General features: G+C 75.6%; 9 protein-coding genes. 5 read left to right on the forward strand and 4 right to left on the reverse strand.

Annotation, left to right across the window (positions count from 1 at the left end; translation table 11 throughout):
- Positions 1-159: 159 nt before the first annotated feature.
- Complete coding sequence (locus tag AC5WAM_RS03615; RefSeq protein WP_495521535.1) at positions 160-2,133, reverse strand: dynamin family protein; 1,974 nt, start codon at positions 2,131-2,133, stop codon at positions 160-162.
- Positions 2,134-2,456: 323 nt separating this feature from the next.
- Between AC5WAM_RS03615 and AC5WAM_RS03620 the strand changes: the two genes are divergently transcribed.
- The 4 genes from AC5WAM_RS03620 (at position 2,457) to AC5WAM_RS03635 (ending at position 7,605) form a co-directional block, all read left to right on the forward strand.
- Positions 2,457-2,861, forward strand: coding sequence for a CATRA system-associated protein (locus AC5WAM_RS03620; protein WP_495521536.1), 405 nt, complete (start codon positions 2,457-2,459; stop codon positions 2,859-2,861).
- Complete coding sequence (locus AC5WAM_RS03625) at positions 2,858-4,366, forward strand: CATRA conflict system CASPASE/TPR repeat-associated protein (RefSeq protein WP_495521537.1); 1,509 nt, start codon at positions 2,858-2,860, stop codon at positions 4,364-4,366. Before AC5WAM_RS03620 ends, AC5WAM_RS03625 begins: the two co-directional genes overlap by 4 nt.
- A gap of 19 nt (positions 4,367-4,385) precedes the next feature.
- The gene (locus AC5WAM_RS03630) at positions 4,386-6,815 is read left to right on the forward strand and encodes a CHAT domain-containing protein (RefSeq protein ID WP_495521538.1); all 2,430 of its coding nucleotides are present in this window, start codon (positions 4,386-4,388) and stop codon (positions 6,813-6,815) included.
- Positions 6,816-7,089: 274 nt separating this feature from the next.
- On the forward strand, positions 7,090-7,605 hold the full coding sequence (locus AC5WAM_RS03635) for a hypothetical protein (protein WP_495521539.1): 516 nt from the start codon (positions 7,090-7,092) through the stop codon (positions 7,603-7,605).
- Here AC5WAM_RS03635 and AC5WAM_RS03640 read toward each other — a convergent pair.
- Positions 7,586-9,136 carry an alpha/beta fold hydrolase gene (locus tag AC5WAM_RS03640; RefSeq protein WP_495521540.1) on the reverse strand — a complete coding sequence of 517 codons (1,551 nt, stop codon included), beginning with the start codon at positions 9,134-9,136 and terminating at the stop codon, positions 7,586-7,588. The two genes, AC5WAM_RS03635 and AC5WAM_RS03640, sit on opposite strands and share 20 nt — an antisense overlap.
- A 152-nt stretch (positions 9,137-9,288) precedes the next feature.
- Here AC5WAM_RS03640 and AC5WAM_RS03645 point away from each other — a divergent pair, with 152 nt between their 5' ends.
- Positions 9,289-9,765: an HIT family protein gene (locus AC5WAM_RS03645; protein ID WP_366789832.1), complete on the forward strand. Its 477-nt coding sequence runs from the start codon at positions 9,289-9,291 to the stop codon at positions 9,763-9,765.
- Between the two features lie 43 nt (positions 9,766-9,808).
- Here AC5WAM_RS03645 and AC5WAM_RS03650 read toward each other — a convergent pair whose 3' ends face one another.
- Both AC5WAM_RS03650 and AC5WAM_RS03655 read right to left on the reverse strand, forming a co-directional pair.
- Positions 9,809-11,209, reverse strand: coding sequence for an MDR family MFS transporter (locus AC5WAM_RS03650; RefSeq protein WP_495521541.1), 1,401 nt, complete (start codon positions 11,207-11,209; stop codon positions 9,809-9,811).
- Positions 11,206-21,171, reverse strand: a complete 9,966-nt coding sequence (locus AC5WAM_RS03655) for an amino acid adenylation domain-containing protein (RefSeq protein ID WP_495521542.1) — start codon at positions 21,169-21,171, stop codon at positions 11,206-11,208. Before AC5WAM_RS03655 ends, AC5WAM_RS03650 begins: the two co-directional genes overlap by 4 nt.
- Position 21,172: the final 1 nt, after the last annotated feature.

Here is a 21,172-nt window from a genome sequence, read left to right on the forward strand (position 1 = left end):
TGTCCGTCTCGTGGGGACGCTCGGGCGCCACGCCCCCTGTCAACAGCCGGGCGGCACCGCTGTGCTGTGCCCGCCCCTCCCCCGGCTCTCGGCTTCGCGTGAGCAGGGAATGTCCCGCCCGCCCCACGGGACGACGGCCCACGACGGGCCGCGGCCGCGTCAGTCGTCCCCCGCTGCCGCGAGGCGGCCGCGGAGTTCGTCCACGAGGGCCGTGAGACCGGTCTCGATCCGGCGCAGGCCGTCGCGGCGGGCGGCCAGGGGGGCGAGGGCCGCATCGGCGTCGCTGCGGGCCGCCGCCAGCGCCGCGACCACCTCGGTGCGGGCCGTCTCGCACTCGGCCTGGCGCTGGGCGATCCGGTCGCGCAGCTCCGCCCGCACCCGGTCGGCCGAGGCGTCGACGAGGGCCTGTACGGCGTCGTGCAGGAAGGCCCGCTGCTGCGCCTCCCACGGCGCGAACAGCCGGTCCAGGGCGGCGACCTGCTCGGCGTGTGTCGTCCTGCGGATCTCCCGGACCTGCCCGGTGAAGGCGAGGACCGCCCCGACCAGGCCGCCGACGACGCGCCCGGCCACGACACCGGGGGTCGGCGGGCGCGAGCCCTCCCGACCCTCCGCCATCGACTGGACGACGCCCTTCACCACTTTGCCCGTACGGCTGCCGCCCGGGAGCGAGAGGTGTACGGCCTGGTCCCAGGCGATGGCGCCGACGATTTCGCCCCGGGCCACGCCCAGTCGGGCCCCGCGCGCGGCGGCGTCGAAGGCCGTCGTGAGGCTCGTGACGACGCTCGGCGTGGCCGCCGCGGAGGCCGCAGGCACGGTCAGCGGATCCGGCAGGGGCGGCAGCGGCAGGTCCGCGAACATCGGGCTCCGCAGCGGGATGCCGCTGCGCTCGGCCACCGTCTCGCACGCGGCCCCGGTCAGTTCGGCCGCCGAGCGCCCCAGCTGCCCCGCCAGCACGGCGAGCTTTCCCGCCAGGTCGTCGAGGACGGCCTGGGGGTCGTCGAGGAACGCGGGGTCGGTCCGGTAGCGGGCCCGCAGGTCACGCCACGCCTTGGCGAGGGTGGTGTCGGCCCGGGCCCGCAGCCCGGCGGTGACGTCGGCGAAGGCCGTGTCCAGGTCCGCGGGCCAGGTGGCGGCGCCCGCGACCAGCCGCCCGGCCTCGACGCGCCGCGCGGCCGCGGCCCCGGCCAGCTTCTCGCGGGCCGCGGCGTCCTCGGCCTCCAGGACGCCGATGGCCTCCTCGACGGGTACGAGCAGGCCGCTGACGACGGAGTGCAGTTCGGCGAGTGCCGCGCCCGCGCGCAGCCGCAGCCGGGCGTGGTCGACGGCCTCCCACAGCCGCGCCTCGAACTCCTCGAAGCCGGTGAGGCCGCTCTCCGGCGGCTGGGCTCCGGTGAGCTGGAGCAGTCGGCTGCGGCTCGACACGGCGAGCACCGCGGACCGCTCGTCGAGCCCCGGAACCGCCGCGAGGCGGGCGCGCGCCTCGCCGACCGCCCGGCCGGGATCTCCTGTCTGGTCGGCCTTCGTCACGGCGAACAGCAGCCGCTCGGGGCACTCGTCGGCACCCAGGGCGCGCACCACCCGCTCGATGAAGGCGATCTCGGACGGCAGCGGCGGCCGCATGGCGTCGATCACGTACAGGACGAGGTCCGCCTGGGGCAGCACGCCGAGGGCGGCGGCCGTGTGGCCGCGGTGGACGCCGCCGATGCCGGGAGTGTCGACGCACACGACACCGCCCCGGAGCTTCGCGTTCGGCGTGCGGATGGAGGCCCTGAGCACCCGCTCGGCGTCCGTCGCGGCGGTGCCGTCCTGCACCTCGGCCTCGCAGATGTACGCGCGCAACCCGTCGCGGCCCACGTCGCGTTCCTCCGTGTCGGCTCCGTGCCGTGCGGCCAGCTCCACCGTGATCGACTCCTGCTCGCCCCACCGCGCCGAGGTGAGCACCCGCGTGGAGACGTACGAATCGACAGGGAAGAGCGTCGCGTCCTCCAGGAGCGCGTTGAGCAGCGACGACTTTCCGCTGCTGAACTCGCCGAGGACCACGACCGTCAACTGCGCCTGGCGCACGCGCCGTTCGACCTCGTCCAGGCGAGTGGCCAGGTCCCGTCGTCCCGCTTCGAGCGCGCACCGCGTCACAGCGGGAACAAATGCCGCAATTCGATCGGAGAAATCGTCGTTGTCCCACATGAAAGCCCCCCTACGGCCGATCGGGCTGAAGCCGCACACCCCCCACGGGTCGGCCGCCCTGACTCCGCCTTCCCGCGCAGTCTCGTCCGGATCGATGTGGATGGCCAATACCCATCCCTCACACGGGTGAACTCCTCGTGCTCGCATGCGCCCTGCCGGCGCTCCGGAAGCCGTTGACAAAGGATCCGCCGAAGCGGTGTACGGACCGCGCAGCGTCGAAGACAATCGGCATCCGTTCCTGTGCGATGGCGTGTACGCGGCGGGGGGGCAGCGTGACGGAAACGGCGGCGGGAAACGACTTCGGCGAGGCGGCGCGGCAGGCGGCCTCCGCTCTGCGCCGCGTCGCGGCGTGGCGGATGCCCGCCTCCCGCTGGGTCGCTGTCGCGGCGGCCCTCGACGCCATGGGGCAGTCGTGGCGGGCCCGTGACAGTGAGGGGTTGCGCCTGGCGACGGCCCGGCTGGCCCTGGCGGGGCCGCGCCTCGTGGCGACACGTCACGAGGACGACCCCTTGGTCCCGGCGCCGCCGGAGGTGTACGAGCGGTCCAACCTCCTGGTCACCGAGATCCTGAACCGCTTGGAGGCTCCCTCGCCGGGTCGCGGCGAGGACGGTTCGTCGGGCGGCCCGTCCGACGACGCCTCCCGCACCTCCGACGACGAGGACGGGGCAGGCGCGTGAGCGCGGTGGTCCGCCGGGCCCTGCTGCTCCACGTGTTCTACGCGGTCGACCCCGAGGGCCTGGGCGAGCGGAGGTCCCGGGTGCAGCGCGTCTGGGACGACTGCGGCCGCCTGGGGCTCGACGCGGCCGTGCCCGGCGAGCCGTCGCTCGACGAGGTGCCCGCGGTCGGCGGGCCCGCGTCCCGCTACCGCGTCCTGGCGGCCCGGCAGCGGCCGGGCCGCGGGCTCCATCAGGCGCTGCTCTTCCAGAGCCATGACGTCGTCGGGGTCACGCTCCTGCTGGCCCCGGAGCCGGAGAGCGGCTGGGAGTCCCTGGAGCGGCTGGTGCCGTGGCCCTGCCCGGGGAGCCTGGGGGCCGTTCAGGTCCTGCTCGGGCTCAGCGCCGGTGCGCTGTTCGGGGCGGACGCCTCGGGCGCCGTAGTGCCGGAGGTGGCCGCGGAGTTGAACGGCGCGTTCGCGGGGCGGCACCCCGGCCGGCCGCACCGCACCCGGGAGGGCTTCGCGCTCTGGGAGGCCCCCGGGGCCTGCACCCCGGCCGCGCGCAGGTGTCTCGTGGCGCTCGCCCCCGTGGCGCGGGAGCGCGACCTGGACGCCTTCGCCTGGCACGCCCGGGACCGCCCCGCCCCCTTGACGCGCTATGCGCTGCACGCGGCGAAGCTGCGCTACGAGCGGAGCGTGCTCGAGCGGAGCCGTCACGCGGAGCTGCGCGACCGCGCAGCTGCGGCGGTGCGGCAGGCGTGGGGGGTCACCGGGCGCCTCCTGGGCGGGGACGGGCCCGCGCTGCGGGAGGTCCTCGACGCCCGTGCCGTACTGATCGGGCTGCGGACCGACAGCCAGGGGCTGATCGTGGCGGCCGCCAGGCTCCGGATGATGCGCCGCACGGTGGAGATCGCCCGGGACAACCTGGCGGCGGCCGTGGCCGGGGAGTTCGAGCCACCGCCGGAGGCGTCACCGCCGCCCGCGAGCCCGTTCGCCGGTGACCGGCTCCTCGCGGAGCGGCTGCGACAGGACATCGACGACGAACTGGAGTACCTCCAGGCGACGATCGACTCGTCGGCCGAGGTGTCCCGCGAGGCCCTGGCGGCGGCCGAGACGCATCTGGCCGACCACCGACAGCATCTGACGCTCCTTCAGACCTCTTTCCTCGGGGCCCTGTTGATGGGCCTCGCCGCCATCCAGGCGTTCGGCTACCACGTGCCGGTGCCCGGTCCGGTCCAGGCACCGGTGATCGCCCTGCTCACCGCGCTCGCCCTGACGCTGCCCGTGACCGTGATCGCCTGGTCGCGCGGCACCGTGCGTACGGGCACCTTCGCCGTGCTGCATCACGTCCTCCTGGGGGCCGTGGGCGCGTCGGTGGGGTGGGCCGCGGCGACCCTGGTGGCCGCGGGGACCGAGGGCGGTGCGCAGCAGGCCCGGTGGTCGCTGGTGGGCGCCGGGGCCGGCGCGGTGGTCGCCGTGACGGCCGACGCGCTGGGCCGCAGGCGGCGTACGCGGGACAGGACGTGACCACAGGGGGGAGCACGGCATGGGGATCAGGCGACGGCTGCGGGCCGAGGTCAAGCGCATCGACGGATTGCAGGCGGCACGCGAGGGGCGCTGGCAGGCCGCCCGGGACGACCTCACCCAGGCCCTTGAGTCACTCACCGCGGAGCGCTTGAGCGCCGAGGTGCCCAAGGTGCTCGAACCCCTGGTCACCGCCTGCATGATGGCGGGTCTCCTGGACGAGGCGGAGCGGCGTGCCGTGGACTTCCGCGCGTGGGCCGCCGACCACGGCGACCCCGAGGACCGGGCCACCGCCATCGGGAAGTACGGCGAGGTGGTCGCGCAGATCGGACGGCTCGTCGAGGCGGCGGAGGCGTTCCGCGAGGCCCTGGTGGCGCTCGGCGAACCGGCCGACGAGACCGGCGGGGAACTGCGCTGGTCCCTGCTCAGCAACCTGGGCAGCGCCCTCGCCCACGCCGGACGCTTCGGCGAGGCCGAACAGGTGCAGCACCGGGCCTTCGAGGTCGCGCGGGAGCTGGACAGCGCCGCCCGGGCGGCGCTCGCCGCGAGCCAGTTGAGCCTGGCCGCGAACGGGGTGGGGCACCGGGAGCGGGCGCTGGAGTGGGCCGAGGTCGCCCACCGCTGTGTGCGGTCCGACGATGACGACCTCGTGGTGGCCGAGGTCGAGGGCAACCGCGCCCTGGCCCTCAGCAGGGTGGGGCGCACCGCCGAGGCCGAGGAGGCCATGGAGCGGGCGTGGGCCGCCGCCCGGAGCATTCCGCTGATCGCCCAGCAGGCGCGCGTGACGAAGCTGGAGGTGCTCAGCAGGGCGGGGCGGCACGACGAGGCCGTGGCCCTGGCCGACGCGCTGCTCGCCGCGCTCCCCCCGGGGCAGGCGCGCCAGCGCGCCGTCGCCCTCAACCTGCGGGCCGGGATCCGCCTCCAGGCGGGCCGCCCGGCGGAGGCCGTCGCGGACCTGGTGAGCGCCCTCGAACTGAAGCAGCGCGTCGACGACCACCGGGGGATGGCGACCGGCCACCTCAATCTGGCGCACGCCTTCCTGGGCACCGGGGACCTGCCCGCCGCCCGTCACCACGCGCGGCGGGCCCAGGAGTTGTGGGAGCCCCTGCTGCGGGCGGCCAGTGACGAGGCCGGTTCGGTCGGCCTCTTCGACACGCACGCCACGGCCCTCACCCAGGTCGCCCAGGAGCTGAGGCTCGGCGTCGACGACGTGACCGGGGCGCTGGAGGCCGCCGAGCGGGGACGCTCGGGACCCTTGAGCGAGCGCATCCGCGCGGCCCGGCCCGCCAGGTCCCAGGTGCCCGCGGAGCCGCCGGGCAGCGAGCGGATGCGGCGCCTGGCCCGCCGCCTGGGGGCCACGCTGCTCGTGTACGCCCCGCACTTCGAGATCGAGGCCGTCAGCGGGCAGGCCCCGCTCCTGCGGGAGATCCACATGTGGGTGGTGACTCCCGACGGGGACGTCCACCACGAGGTGCAGCGCGAGGTGACCGACGACGACCGCCTGGACGAGGCGCGGCCGGTCGATCTCCTGGAGGCCGTACGGCAGTTGGAGCGCCAGGTGGGTGACGACGCGCTGATGGCGGGGTGGTCCGACGCGCTCCTCGGGAAGGTCGCGCACCTGTTGCCGTCGGGGCCGGACGCGCGCCTGGTCATCGTGCCGCAGCGGGGTCTGTGGTCGGTGCCCTTCGCCGCGCTGCCCGTCGCGGGGGAACCGCTGGTCAGCCGGTGCTCCCTCACCATGGTGCCGTCCCTGCACGCCCTGGAGCTGATCGCCCACGAGGACGTGTGGCGCGGCGAGGCCGCGTCCGGGAGTTCCGGGGCGCTCGTGGTGGGCGGTGTGCGGGGCGCGGTGGTGCCGACTCCGGACGGGCGCCTGCTACCGCTGTCCGATCTGCCGCTGACGCTGGAGACCGCGCGGGCCGTGGCCCGGGTGCACAGGGCTTCCGCCCTGGCGGGAGCGGCGGCGACCGTACCGGCCGTGCTCGACCGGATGGGCTCCGCGGACCTGCTGCACTTCTCCTGCCACGCCGTGCTCGACGCGCGGCTGCGGCTCGACCAGCTCCCCGGCTGCATCGCCCTGACGCCCGCGGGCGCCGAGCACGGTCAGCTCACCAGCACCCTGCTGGCCAGCACCCCGACCCGGGCCAGGATCGCCGTCCTGGGGTGCTGCGCCACCGGTCAGGGCCTGGTCACCGCCGACGGCGTGCTCGGCCTGGCCCGCACCTTCCTCATCGCAGGTGTCTCCACGGTCGTCGCCACGCTCTGGGAGGTCCCCGAGGAGCCGACCCATGACGCGCTGGTCTGCTTCCACCAGGAGTTGGCGCGCACCGACGATCCCGCCGAGGCGCTGCGCCGCGCGGTCCTCATGACGCGGCGCAAGTGGCGGGCCCCGGAGATCTGGGCCGCGTTCACGCTGATCGGCTCGCCGGGGCCGCGGCGGGGCGAGGGGTGACGCGGGGGCCGGTACCGGCGTCTGCGGGCGGGGCCGCTCCCCCATGACGAAAGTTCATTCGATTCGCGGCGGGGCGGATCGTCCATCGCGCGTATCTCCTCCGGCGTTGTCCCTGCTCGGCACAGGTTGGCCGAGGTCGGCCTAGGATCCGCGCGCCGTACGCCGTAGGTTCCTCGTGGTCCCAGACCCCGGCCGTCGTCGGAGAGGTCAGGCAGCGTGCGGGCAGGTGAGTCCCCCACGGCCCCTCTCCCAGCACCGTAGCTGGAGGGCTGGTATGCCGAGCGCCGTCCACCGTCCCGTGGACCCGCGCCGCGCCCCGGACGCTCGACTCCCGAGGCTGTGCCTCGCCGTCGAGGTCAGTCGCGCGCCCCGCACCCGGATGCTCCTGGGCGAGGCCGCCCAGTGCCTGCTCACCGCGATCGGCGCCCCGCCGGTGCTCGCGCGGCGCGCGGCGGAGGTGGCCCGGCTCGGCGCCGACTACGTGACGGACCACAGCGAACGGCCGCGCTGCCGCCTGTGGGTGCGCACCGATCCGGACGGCGTCACCCTCACCATCACCGACTACGCGGGCACCAGCCCCAGCGGCCAGCCCGCCTGGCTGCCCGCGACCCCCGCCGACCAGGAGCAGCCCCTGCCGGTGCCCCCGGACCCACAGGAGCAGCGCGAGGCCGACGATCACGACCTCGCGCTGCACCGCACCCCCGAGGGGCACCTCCGCTTCGCCTTCCACACGTTCTGGCCGGCCGCGGCCGCGGGTCCGGCCGACGGCGTCAGCCGCGTACCGGAGTGACCGCGATCGGCGGGAGCGACCGCAGGCAGGAGGTGTCCCCCGGGGCGTCGGAGCGGATGAACGTCGAGGAGACGCCCACGACGCAGCCGCTCAGCTCCAGCTCGGGCACGTGGCCCATGTTGCGGGCCGAGTAGAAGCGGCTGTCACGGAACTGCTTGGCGGCCTTCTTCCCGCTCGCGTCCGGCGTGTTGGAGTCGAGGTCGCCGGAGAGGACGAGGACCGGCACGTCGGGCAGCGCGGGCTTCGTCGGCTGCGGGTCGGGGGTGTCCTTGCCCGGCCAGCCGATGCACACGTCGCCCGCGTCCGTGGTCCCTTCGGTGAAGCCCTTGGCGCTGAACGCGCCGTGCTCACCGGGGCGCACGGCCGCGAGGGCGGCGCGGTACTGGCGCCACCGCGCGGACTTCGACGCGTCCTTCGACCAGTCCCTGCGGTAGTCGTTGCAGACGACCGCGATGTACGGCGCCTGGTCAAGATCGCTGCCCGTCCTGCCCTCCTCGCGCACCAGCTTGCGCAGCGGCGCGGCGTCACCCTTGACGAAGCGGTTGAGGGCGTGCGGCAGCCTGCCGAGCAGCGAGGGCTTCTGCGGTTCGAAGCCGACCTGGCTGCTGGCCGCCTCGAACAGCAGGTTGGCGAGCTTGTCCTCAGTGAACTTCTTCTTGTAGACGCCGTGGTCGGTGTTGATCGGGATCGTCAGCGGCGCGGTGCGCAGCCGGGTCGCGGTGGTGGCCAGGTCCCGCACCGCCTGCTCCCCGTCGCACGCCGCGGGCACGCTGCGCTGACACACCCGGCGCAGGGTCGTCGAGACCGCCTGGGCACTGGGCCGCGCCATCGTGTCGAGCGCGAGGGGGTAGGCCCCCGACAGCACGATGTTGCGTACGTGCTCGGGGTGGCGGGAGGCGTAGACCGGCATCAGGTAGGTGCCGTACGACAGGCCGTACAGGCTGAGCTTGCGCACCTTGAGGCGGGCCCGGACGGCGTCGATGTCGTCGGCGGTGGCCGCGGAGGTGAAGCCCGCGGCCTTGGGCCCGAGGTTCTTGCCGCACCGTTCGACGGCGGCCCGCTGCTGCGCCCGGGTGCCGAACCGGTACTCGGCGTCGGTGACTCCGCAGGGGACGCGCTGCGACGTGCCGGTGCCGCGCGGGTCGACGAGCAGCACGTCGTGGTCCTTCAGGAGGTCGCCCAGGGCCCAGGTGATCTCCTCGGTCTTGTCGATCAGGGTCTCGCCCGGGCCGCCCGGGTTCAGGGCGACGGTGCCCTTGGCGGGGCCGGGCCCGCGGTGGCGCACGACGGCGTAGCTCACCTTGACCGTGCCGAGCCGGGGCTTGCCCGCCACGAGGGGGCGCTTCTCCTGGCCGCAGTCGACCCGGTGGCCGGGCGCGGTCGGACACCAGCCGGGGGCCGCCGCGGCCGTCGGGCCGCTCGTCGGCGCGGCGCCGGTGGCCGTCGCCGTCGCGGCCGGAAGCACCGAGGCCACCACCGCCGTCAGGCCCACCGCCAGACCCGCGCGCCGCGCCGTGCTCTTGTACGTCATCGCCCTCTCCTCCGCCTCAAAGCCCCTCGGGCTCCCGGGATCCCCGGTGTTCCCCGGGTGCGAGCACCACGATGCGGGGCATGCCGCACAGCAATGGCAGAGCAACGGCAAAAACGCGTAAGAAACGGCCGCGCGCGGGCATGCTTCTCGCCATGGCAGACGACGACAGGGACGACGGCACGCCGGAACAGTGCGTGGTGTGCGGGGCGCACCGCGGCGACGTACTCATGCCGGGAGGGCCGGTGGGGGAGGACGACCTCGTCATGGTCTCCCATGTGTCGCCCCACTCCCCCGGCCGGTCCGGCGAGGTGTATTTGGGCCACCTGCTCGTCGAACCGCGCCGTCACGCCGCCGGGTTGGCCGATCTCACCGACGCGGAGTCCCAGCGCGTCGGGCACTGGTGCGCGCGGGCCGCGCGAGCGCTGCGGGAGGCCGGGGGCGCCGAGCACGTGTACGCGGCGGTGATCGGCGACCACGTTCCTCATCTGCACGTGCACCTCCTGCCGCGCTACCCGGGCACTCCGCGCGCGTACTGGTGGAGCCGCGTCGACGAGTGGCCGGACGCGCCGCGGGGCGGGGTGGCCGAGGTCTCCGCGCTGGTCCGGCGGCTGCGGAAGGCCGCGGGCTGAGCCGCCCCCGCACGGGCGGCCCAGCCGGGGATCCGGGAGCGCGTCAGGGCTTCCCGGCGTGGGTGCGGGGCAGGCGCGTGGCCCCCGCGGCGGCACACAGGCAGAAGCCGAGCACCCACCAGAAGGTGTCCCCGAAGGCCCAGGAGACGTCGGCGTCGCGAGCGGAGAGCCGGTTCTGCAGGACCACCGCGAGGACGGCGGTGCCGAGCGAACCGCCCACGGTGTTGAGCAGGTTGAGCGCTCCGGAGGCGCGCGGGAGGTGCTCGGGTTCGATGCGGCTGTAGACGATGTTCATCACCGGCGCGCCGATCATGGCCATCCCCACGCCGCGCACGGTGAGGGCGGCGGCGATCACGAGGTCCGGCGGCTCGTGGCCGAGTTGGGTGAACGGGACCGTGCCCGCGATGATCAGTGCGATGCCCGTGAGCACCAGGGTCCGGGGCGCGACCTTGTCGATGGTGCGGTTGACGAGGACCGATCCCGCCGCCGCGCCCAGGCCCTGGGGGGCGAGCAGCAGCCCGGCCTCCCACGGCGAGAGGCCGCGCCCCGTCTGGAAGTACAGCGGCAGCAGGAACATCGTGCCGAACACCGACGCGCCCAGGACGAGCAGCGCGAGGGCGGCGGCCCCGAACGGCGGCCGGGTGAACAGCCGCGGGTCGACCAGCGGGGTGCGGCTCGTGCGCAGCCCGTGCACCGTGAAGGCGACCAGCATGGCCAGGCCCGCGAGGACGCCGAGCGCGGCGGGCAGGGTGCGGCCGTGCGCGACCTCGGTGAGGCCGAGGACCAGCACGGCGAGACCGGGCGAGAGCAGCGCCGCGCCGCGCAGGTCGAACGCCGTCCGCCGGGGCGACGGCGGCACCTCGGGCACGTAGCGGCGGGCGAGGAGCACCGCCGCCGCGCCGATCGGCAGGTTCACCAGGAACAGCCAGGGCCAGGACGCCACGCCGAGGAGGGAGCCGCCGACCAGCGGGCCGAGGACCGGGGACAGGAGCGGCACGACCGAGACGACGCTGATGACCCGGCCGGTGCGCTCCCGTCCCGCGATCCGGGCGAGCAGCGCCTGCCCGGTGGCGGGCAGCATCCCGCCGCCGAGGCCCTGGACCACCCGGAACGCGATGAGGCTGGTCGCCGACCAGGCGAGCGCGCACAGCGCCGAGCCGAGCAGGAACACGCCGACGGCGGCGAGCCACGTCCGGCGGCCGCCGAACCGCCCCGCCAGCCAGCCGGAGGCGGGCACCGCGGCCACCACCGCCAGGAGATAGGCGGTGGAGACCCACTGGATCTCGGTGACCGAGGCGCCGAACTCCGCGGACAGGGTGTCGATGCCGACGCTGACGATCGTGGCGTCCACCGTGGCCATGAAGGTGCCGAGCACCAGGATGAACGCGACGCGCAGCAGGTCGGCGTCGACCCGCGCGGGCGGCGGTGCGACCTTCTCGCTCATCGGTGCTCCAGGAGGTCGCGTACGTCGGTGTCGAGGTGGTCGCCCAAGGTGCGCAGCAGGTCGAGGAGTTCGTCGGCGAGTCCGTCGACGTCCACTCCGGCGCGGTGGGCGAGCACGCCCGTCCAGCCGTCGCCGTCCGGCATGACCGTCAGGGTCACGGGGTGGTGGGTGGCCTCGCGGAAGCGGGTGCCGACGACCGTGAGCCCGGGGGCGGGTTCGCGCAGCCGGTCGGGGTCGACCGGGTAGTTCTCGAACACCACGAGGCTGTCGAAGAGGCGGTGGCGTCCGGTCAGCCGCTCCAGGTCGGTCAGGGCGACGTGCTGGTGCTCGACCAGGGCCCGCTGCCGGGCCTGGAGGTCGGTGAGCGTCGCGGCGAGCGTGCCGTCGAGCCGGGCGCGGACGGGCACGGTGTTGGCGAGCAGACCGATGATCTCCTCGACCCCTTCGAGCTCCGGGGGGCGGCAGGCGACCATGGCGCCGAAGCACACGTCCGCGCGCCCGGAGCGGCGGGCGATGAGCACCGCCCAGGCACCCTGCACCAGCGTGTTCTGGGTGAGGCCGCGGTGCGCGGCGAGCCGGGCGAGGCCGGCCACCAGGGGCGCGTCGAAGGCGATGAGCGTGGGCTCCTGCCAGGCCGGGCCCGGCTCGCCGCCGCCCAGGTGGTCGCCCTCGGGCAGGCCGTCCAGCTCCGCGGCCCAGACGTCGAGGTCGGGCTCGTGCTCCGCGCGCCAGCGCAGATAGGTGCCGAACGGCACGGGAGCGGGCAGGTCCGGCTCCTTCCCCCGGACGCGGGCGGCGTACAGGGCGAACAGCTCGGTCAGGATGCGCGGGGCCGACCAGCCGTCGGACAGGACGTGATGGGTGGTCAGGACCAGGTCCGCGAGGTCGGGGCCGCGCCGTATCACGGTGAGGCGGACGAGCGGCCCTTCGGCCAGGTCGAACGGCTCGGCCAGATCGGCCGCGAGGACCTCCTCGGCAGGCCCGTCGGACACCCGGAAGTCCGGCCGGGACGCCTGCGGGATCACCGCGAGGTCCGCGGGGAACACCGCGCCCAGGTTCGGGTGCCGGGCCAGCAGGCCGCTGCCCGCGGCGCGCAGGGCGTCGACGTCGAGCGGCCCTGCGAGCGTGAACGTCGACTGCACGGTGTACGGGTCGGGGCGCTCGGTGCGCGCGTGCCGCAGCATCACCTCCTGCAACGGCGTGAGCGGCTGCACCTCGGCGACCGGCCGGTCCCCGGCGAGCGCGCTGATCTCCGGCGCCGCGGCGGCGCGAAGGAGCGCGGCCCGCAGATGCTCGGCGAACTCCTCGATCTCGGCGGCGGTGAACAGCGCGGACGGCCAGGTGATCCGCACCCCGAGCGCGTCGTCGCGCACCAGGGCGTTGACCATCAGACTGTGCGGCAGGGGCAGTTCGCCGGTGCCGCCGGAGCCGAGCGGGTCGGCGTCGGGGGCCGGCCGCCAGGGCGTCTCCTCGGCCGGGGCGCCGGGGAACTGGCCGAGGTAGTTCCAGGCGACCTCCGGCGTCGCCGGGTCAAGCAGGCCCGCGGCAGTGAGGATGCCGTGGCCGAGGCCGTCGCCCTGGGCGCGCAGGCGTTCCCCGACGGCCCGTACGTCGTCGCGCGCGTCGAGCCGTACGGGGTGCACGGCGGTGCACCAGCCGACGGTCCCCGACAGGTCGACCCGGGTCGGACGGCCGTGGCTCTCCAGGGCGACGAGGACCTCCGGGGTGCCGCGCCAGGCGTGGACCGCCCGGGCGAGCGCCGTCAGGAGTACGGCGTCGGGGGTGCTGCGGTGGGCGGCGGGCAGGGTCGTGACCAGGGCGCGGGTCGTGTCGGGGGCGAGGCGGATCTCGTGGTGCGCCGCGGTGGCCGCGGTGTCCCGGGCGGGGTCGAGCGGCCCGGTGAGCGCCGGGGTGGCGGTCATGCCCTGCCAGTGCGGCAGTTCGGCCCCCCGGTCGGCGTCGCGCAGGTGCCGCGCCCAGGCGAGGAACGACTGGCCGTGCCGGGCCAGGGCGCCACCGGAGTAGGCGTGGCGCACGTCGTCGAGGAGGACGCGCCAGGACACGCCGTCGACCACCAGGTGGTGGGCGACGAGCAGGAGCCTGCCCGGCCGCTCGGCTCCGGCGTCGACCCACAGGGCGCGCAGGAGCGGCCCGGTGCGCGGGTCCATCGCCTCGCGGACCTCGGCGATGTGGGCGTCGACCAGGGCCCGCGGCTCGTCGTCCGTCCGTACGCACGTCAGGACGTCGGCCGCGGTCACCGCGCCGACCTGGGGGATGCGCAGGGCGTCGGCCACCAGGCGGGCCCGCAGCACGTCGTGCCGGGCCAGGAGCGCGTCGAGCACGGCGCGCCACGTCGCCTCGGCGCCGCCCGGGGGCACGCAGATCTCCACCCACTGGCAGAAGCCGTCGGCGGCGGTGCCCGCCCGGCGCAGCAGGTCCCGCATGATCGGGGTCAGCGGCGCGTCCCCGGTCACGGGCCCCGCGGCGTCGTCCAGGGCGCGGGCGCGCGCCGCGATCCCGGCGACCGTCTCGCCCTCGAACACGTCCCGCGCGGTCAGGCCGAGGCCCTTGCGGCGGGCGCGCGAGACCACTTGCAGGGACACGATGCTGTCGCCGCCGATGGCGAAGAAGGCGTCGTCGGGCCCGATGTCCTCGGTGCCGAGGACGTCCTGGAACACGCGGAGCAGGACCGCTTCGGCCTCCGTGGCCGGTGCGCGCCGCGCGGCGGCCGCGGTCTCGGGGGCGGGCAGCGCGGCGGCGTCGAGCTTGCCGCTGGGGCTCAGCGGCAGCCGGTCGAGCTCCACGAAGGCGGTCGGCACCATGTGGTCGGGCAGTTCGCCCGCCAGGTACGCGCGCACCTCCTCGGTGTCCAGGTCCGCGCCGTCGGTGGGGATGACGTAGCCGACGAGCCGGTCCTCGCGCACGATCACCGCGCTGGCGCGCACGTCGGGGTGGCGGGTCAGCGTGGACTCGATCTCGCCCAGCTCCACGCGGAAGCCGCGGACCTTGACCTGGTGGTCGACGCGGCCGAGGAACACCAACTGCCCGTCCGGACGCCACCGTACGAGGTCTCCGGTGCGGTACACGCGCTCCCCCGGCGCGCCGAAGGGGTCGGCGACGAACCGCTCGGAGGTGAGGCCGGGGCGGCCGAGGTAGCCGCGGGCCACGCTGGGCCCGCCGAGGTACAGCTCGCCCGTGACGCCGACGCCGACGGGCTGGAGCCCGCCGTCGAGGACGTAGGCGCGGACGTGCGGGTCGGGGCGGCCGATCGGCAGCGGGCCGGGGTCGTCCGCCTCGTAGTGCCAGGTGACGGAGTTGATGGTGACTTCGGTGGGGCCGTAGGCGTTGAACAGCGCCTTGCGTCCTGTGCCCCAGCGCCGGGCCAGTTCCGGGTCGAGGCGCTCGGCGCCGACGACGAAGAACACGTCGGGGTCGACGGTGCGGTCGTCGGGCATCGCGGCCAGGAACGAGGGCAGCAGGTTCACTCCGGTCACCCGGTGCTCGACGATGTAGTCGAGGAGTTCGTCGCCGGGGACGCGGACCTCTTCGGGGGCGATCACGGAGGTGCCGCCGGACAGCAGCGGCACCATGGTCTGCCAGAACGCCACGTCGAAGCTGGTCGACGCGAAGTGCAGGTACCGGTCGTGCTCGGTGACGCCGACGACCTCCTCCTGGAGGGCGATCAGATCGGGCACGCCGCGGTGGGTGACGCCGACGCCCTTGGGGCGCCCCGTGGTGCCGGAGGTGTAGATGACGTAGGCGAGCGCGTCGTCGGTGAGCCTCGCGCGCGCCTCGGCCGGGTCGGTGTCGGGGGCGGCGGCGAGCGTGGCCGGGTCGTCGAGCCGCAGGACCGGGATGTCGCGCGCGGCGGGCAGTTCGGCGCCGGTCGTCACGGCGGCGGCCGGGGCGATGTCGTCGAGCATGTACGCCAGGCGCTCGCGCGGATAGCTCGGGTCGAGGGGGACGTACACCGCGCCCGCCTTGGCCACGCCGAACAGGGCCACCGTCATCTCGACATCGCGGCCAAGCAGCACGGCGACCGGGTCCTGGGGCCGTACGCCGCGGGCGATCAGGGCGTGGGCGAGGCGATTGGCCGCGCGGTCGAGCTCGGCGTAGCTGAGGCTGCGGTCGCGGCAGACCAGGGCCTCCGCGTCGGGCTTGTGGCGCACCCAGGCGGCGAACTCCTCCAGCCAGTGGCCCCGGGCCTTGGCGGGGACCACCTCGGTGCCGGTGCGCAGCATCCGCTGCCGCTCCTGGAGGTCGAGGGCGGGCAGCCGGACGGCGGGGCGCTCCGGGTCGGCGACGATCTCCCGCAGGAGGTTGAGCAGCCAGCGGCCGTAGTCGCGCACGGTCGACTCGGCGAAGGCGCTCGGCTGGTAGCCCAGGCCGATGGTCAGGGCGTCGTCGGGGATCACGATCACGGTCAGCGCGTAGTGCGTGGCGTCGGTGATGTCCACACCGGCCAGGTCGAGGCCGGGGGCGAGCGGGGTGCGCTTGCGGCTGGAGAGCGGGAAGTTCTCCATGACCAGCATCGTGTCGAACAGCTCGCCGACGCCCACCGCGCGCTGGATCGCGGGCAGGCCGACGTGGTGGTGGTCGGCGAGGGCCACGCTCTGGGCGTGCACCTCCGCCAGGAGGTCCCGCGCGGTGCGGTCCTGGGGGTGGGCCACGCGCACCGGGACGGTGGTGCCGAGCTGGCCGATCATCGACTCGACGCCGTCGACCTCGGCGGGCCGCCCGGACACCGGGCAGCCGAACACGACGTCGCGGCGCCCGGTGAGCCTGCCGAGCAGCAGGCCCCAGGCCGTCTGGAGCACGGTGGTCAGGGTGACGCCCTGGGCGCGGGCGAAGGCGCGCAGGCGGTCGCTGAACTCCCGGCCGAGGTCGATGCTCACGCGCCCGGGGCGCTCGACGCCGGTGACGGTGCTCGCGGGGGCGAGGCGCGTCGCGTCGTCGACGCCTTCGAGGGCGGCGCGCCACGCGGCCAGGGACGCCTCGTGGTCCCGCCCGGCCAGCCAGCGGAAGTACTCCGAGAGCGGCGGGGCGACGGGGGCGGCCGGGCCGCCGCCCAGTTCGGCATAGATCGCGAGCAGGGTGCGGCCGACCAACGGCATGGACCAGCCGTCGAGCAGGGCGTGGTGATTGGTGATCACCAGCTTGTGCTCGTGCGGGCCGACGCGGGACAGCAGGAAGCGGATCAGCGGCGGGCGCGCCGGGTCGAAGGGCCGCTGGAGCTCGGCGCGGGCGGCGTCCTCGAAGCGGTCGTCCTGCCGCCAGTCCAGGGCGACGTCGGCGGGGATCACCTGCACCACGTCGTCCCCGGCCGTGCCCAGGTGCGCCCGCAGCGCGGGGTGGCGGCGCAGCAGCTCCCGCGCGGCCTCGGCCATCCGGTCCGGGTCGAGGTCGCCGGCCAGGGTCGTCACGGCCTGGACGACGTAGACGTCGGTGTCCTGCTCCTCGCGGACCAGCGTGTGGAAGGACAGGCCGAGTTGCAGCGGCGTCGCGGGCAGCACGTCGGCGACGGGCCCGGTGCGTTCGAGGGCGTCGATGGCGTCCTGGTCGAGGTCGACGAACGGCAGGTCGGACGGGGTGAGGCCGCCGGGGGTGTGGCGGGCGTGCTCGGCGAGGGCGTCGAGCGCGGCGGCCCAGGCCGTCTGCAGGGCCGTCACGGCGTCGGCGGGGAGCACCTCGGTCGCGGCGGTCCACTCGACGGCCAGGCGCGGGGCGCCCTCCTCGTGGACGAAGCAGTTGAGGGCGAGGACCTGCTCCAGGGCCTTGCCGCCGGGTTCGGTGACGGCGAAGGCGTCCCGCTCCGGCAGCCGCCAGCCGGTTCCGGTCAGCTGGGCGAAGCGGCCCAGGTAGTTCAGGAGCACGTCCGGCGGCGGGGTCGCCGCGAGTTCGGGGCCTGTCTGGGGGTCGAGGTGGCGCAGGACGCCGTAGCCGACGCCGCCGTCGGGCACGGAGCGGCGGGCCTCCTTGGCGGCGCGCAGCAGCCGCCCCACGTCGTCGGACGCGGGCACGCGCACCGGGTACTCGCTGGTGAACCAGCCGATGGTGCGGGCCAGGTCGAGGTGTTCGCGGCCGTGGCCCTCCATCGTCACGGTCACCGCGTCGCCGCTGACGCCCCAGGTGCGCAGGGCCAGCACGAGCGCGGCGAGGAGGACCTCGTCGACACCGGCGCGATAGGCCGCGGGCAGGGTGGTCAGGAGCGCGTCGGTGGTCTCGGGCGAGGCCACGGTGACCGAGCGGTGGGCGGTGGCGACCGTGTCCCGGCGCTGGTCGAGGGGGCGCGACCCGAGGCGGGGCGCGGCGTCGAGCGCGGCGCGCCAGTGGTCGAGTTCGCCGCGGCGCGCGCCGGACGCGCCCTGCTCGGCGAGGACCGTGGCGTGGCGCCGCCAGGACGCTCCGACCGGGGCGAGGGCGCCCCCGGTGCAGGCCGTGTGCAGGTCGGGCAGCAGGACGCGCCAGGAGACGCCGTCCATGGCGAGGTGGTGCACGACGACGACCAGGCGGTCCGGGGTGCCGTCGCCGGTCCGCACCAGGGTGGCGCGCAGCAAGTCGCCCGAGCGCGGGTCGAGTTCACCGGCGAGGCGCTCGGCGAGGGCGGTCACGTCCTCGCCGTGCACCTCGTTGACGACGGCGCGCGCCGCCCCGCGGGGCAGCACCTCCAGGACGTCGTCCGCGCGCAGCCGCAGCGCGTCGTGGTGGTCGAGTACGGTCTGGACGCCTCGGGCCAGGTCCTTGTGGGCGAGGCCGTCGACGCGCAGGGCGGTCCACTGGGCGTACCCGGCGACGGTGTCGACGTCCGGGTGCGGGTCGAGCAGGCCGCGCACGATCGGCGGCGCGGGCACGGGCCCGGTCGGGTCGTCCGTGGCGTGGGCGCCGTCGTCGACCGCGGCGGCCGACGCGGCCAGGGCGGCGAAGCTGCGGCGCGCCAGCAGATCGCGGGGCCGCAGTTCGAAGCCCTTGGCCCGCAGTCGGCTGCTGACGGTGATGGCCGTGATGCTGTCGCCGCCGAGGGCGAAGAAGTCGTCGTCCACGCCGACGCGTTCGACGTCGAACACCTCGGCGAGGACGGCGCACAGCAGCCGCTCCCGCTCGGTGCGCGGCTCCCGGCCGCCGCCGGTGGCCGCGGGCGCGGGCAGCGCCGCGCGGTCGAGCTTGCCGTTGGGCGTGACGGGCAGGGCGTCGAGGACCACCACGGCGGCGGGCACCATGTGTTCGGGCAGCCGCTCGGCCAGGTGGGCGCGCACGGCGTCCGCGGTGGCCGTGGCGGACACCACGTAGCCGACCAGGCGGGACGAGCGCACCGTGGCGGCCGCGGCGGTGACGCCGGGCACCGCGCCGAGCGCGGCCTCGACCTCGCCGGTCTCCACCCGGTGGCCACGGATCTTGAGCTGTCCGTCGCCGCGGCCCAGGTACTCAAGACCGCGCCCCGGCACCCAGCGGCCCTGGTCGCCGGTGCGGTAGAGGCGCTGTCCCGGTGCGCCGAACGGGTCGGCGACGAAGCGCTCGGCACTCGCCGCGGGCCTGCCGAGGTAGCCGCGGGCCAGGTGCGGGCCCGCCAGGTACAGCTCGCCCACGGTGCCGTGCGGCACCGGCTGCAGCGCGTGGTCGAGCAGGAGGATCCGGGTGCCCGCGAGCGGGTGGCCGATCGTGGGCTCCTCTCCCGAGATCCGGGCGGTGGTGGCGTCCACGGTGGCCTCGGTGGGCCCGTACATGTTGCGCGCGGTGATCCCCGAGGCGGCGACCCGCCGCCACAGCGCGGGCGGGGTGGCCTCGCCGCCGAGGACGAGGAGCGTGGGGCGCAGGTCGAGCAGGCCGCCGTCGACGAGCGGCGCGGCCATCGACGGCGTGGTGTCCACGACGTCGATGCCGTCGCGGGCGTACGCGGCGAGCAGCGCGTCGGCGTCGCGCGCGGTCTCGGCGTCGTAGACGTGCAGGGCGTGCCCGCACAGCAGCCACACCAGGTGGTCGAAGGCTGAGTCGAAGGCGAACGAGTAGGTGTGGGCGACGCGCAGCCGTCTGCCCGCGGCCCCTTCGGCCTCGGCGACGACCGTGGCCCGCTGGTGGTGCAGGAGCGCGGCGAGGCCGCCGGCCCGGCCGAGGACGCCCTTGGGGCGGCCGGTCGACCCGGAGGTGTGGATGACGTAGGCGAGGTGCTCGGGGTGGCGTGGCGCCGCCAACTCGTCGTCCCGCAGCGGTGCGTCGGACAGTCCGGCGGCCTCCTGGAGCAGCGTGGTCCAGGGCAGTCCGTCGAGCGTGCCGTCGGTGAGGACGAGGGCGGGGCGGGTGTCGTCGATCAGTTCGCGCAGCCGCTCGGCGGGGTGCGCGGCGTCCAGGGGCTGGAACGCGGCGCCCGCGTCGAGGACCGCGAGCAGCGCGACCACCAGGTCCGCGGAGCGCGGCAGGGCCAGGGCCACGAGGTCGTCGGGCCCGATCCCGCGGGCCCGCAGCGCGCGGGCGACGCGGTGCACCCGGCCCGCGAGGTCCCCGGCGGTGAGGCGCTCGGCGCCGCACACCAGGGCGGTGTGCGCGGGGTCGGCCGCGGCCATGGCGGCGAGGGCGGTGGGCACGTCCACCGGTGTGCCGGGCAGGGCGGGCGGCGCCCAGTCGGCGAGGAGCCGGTGCACGTCGTCGGTCAGGGCGATCCGCCCGACGGGCAGGCCGTCGGTGAGTCCGGCGAGCAGGGCCCCCAGGCCGGTCAGCTTGCCGTCGACCGCGGCCTGGTCGTTGGTGCGGGCGTCGACTTCGAAGCCGAGCAGGAGGCCGCCGTCGCGGGTGGGCAGGACGCTCAGGCCCATGTCCTCCGGGGGGCCGCCGGCGACGTTGCGCATCACTCCGGTGGAGCCTGCGAAGTCGAGGGTGAGGTCGAACGCCTTGAGGTTGATGCCGCGCCCGTGCAGGAGCGCGCCCGCGCCGGGCACGCCGAGGTCGCGGGGCAGGTCCTCGCCGCGGTAGCGCTGGTGCTCGCGCATCTCCTTCATCGCGGCGGCGACCCGGCGGCTCAGCTCGCCGAGGTCGTCGCCGGGGCGCACGGTCACCCGCAGCGGCAGGACGTTCACCGCCATGGCGGGGGTGCGCAGTTCGGTCGAGCCGGTGCGGCACATCAGGGGCAGCGCGAACACCACGTCGGTGCGGCCCAGCATGCGGTGCAGGAACGCCGCGTATCCGGCGATCAGTGCCTCGCCCCAGGTGACGCCCGCTTCGTCGGCGAAGGCGCGCAGCCGGGCGACCTGGTCGGCGGGGACGACGGCGCGGGCGGTCAGGGTGCGCTCGGGCGGGCCCGCCGCGGTGTCGGCGGCGCCGAGGTCGGGCAGCGGGGTGAACCGCTCGACCCAGTACGCGCGGTCCTCGGCGGCCCGGTCGCTGTCCCGGTAGGCCCGGTCGGCGGCGACGAGGTCGGCGAAGGAACCGAAGGTCGACCCGGGCGGCTCGGTGCCGCGCACGAGGGCGGTGTAGCGGGCGGCGGTGCGCCGGGCGAGCATCGCGGCGGTGTAGCCGTCGAAGACCAGGTGGTGGCCGAGCTGGGTGTACCAGACCTCGCGGTCGGAGAGCTTGATGACGAGGCGTGAATAGAGCGTTCGTTCCACCATGCCCCGACATGCCTCGCCCGCCCGCGCGCGCTCGGCGTCGACGAGCGCGGCCGCGGCGGCCGCGGGGTCGGCCTCGCCGCTGACGTCGATCACCTCGGGCGCCCGGACCGGCTCGTCGCTGACCGACTGCCGGGGCCCGTCCGGTGTTTCGCGCACCCGCAGCCGCAGCGTCTCGGCCTCCTCGGTGGTGGCGCGGACCGCCTCGACCAGGGCGTCCACGGCGACCGGTGCGTCGCCGGATATCTCCACGACGTCGCCGACCACGTAGTACGGCGAGTCCGGTTCGAGGCGCTGGGCGTTCCAGATGCCCAGCTGGGCCCTCGTCAGGTCGAGCAGCCCGTCCGGGGACACGCGTGCGGTGCTCAAT

This window comes from Streptomyces sp. JLYT201, assembly GCF_059448825.1.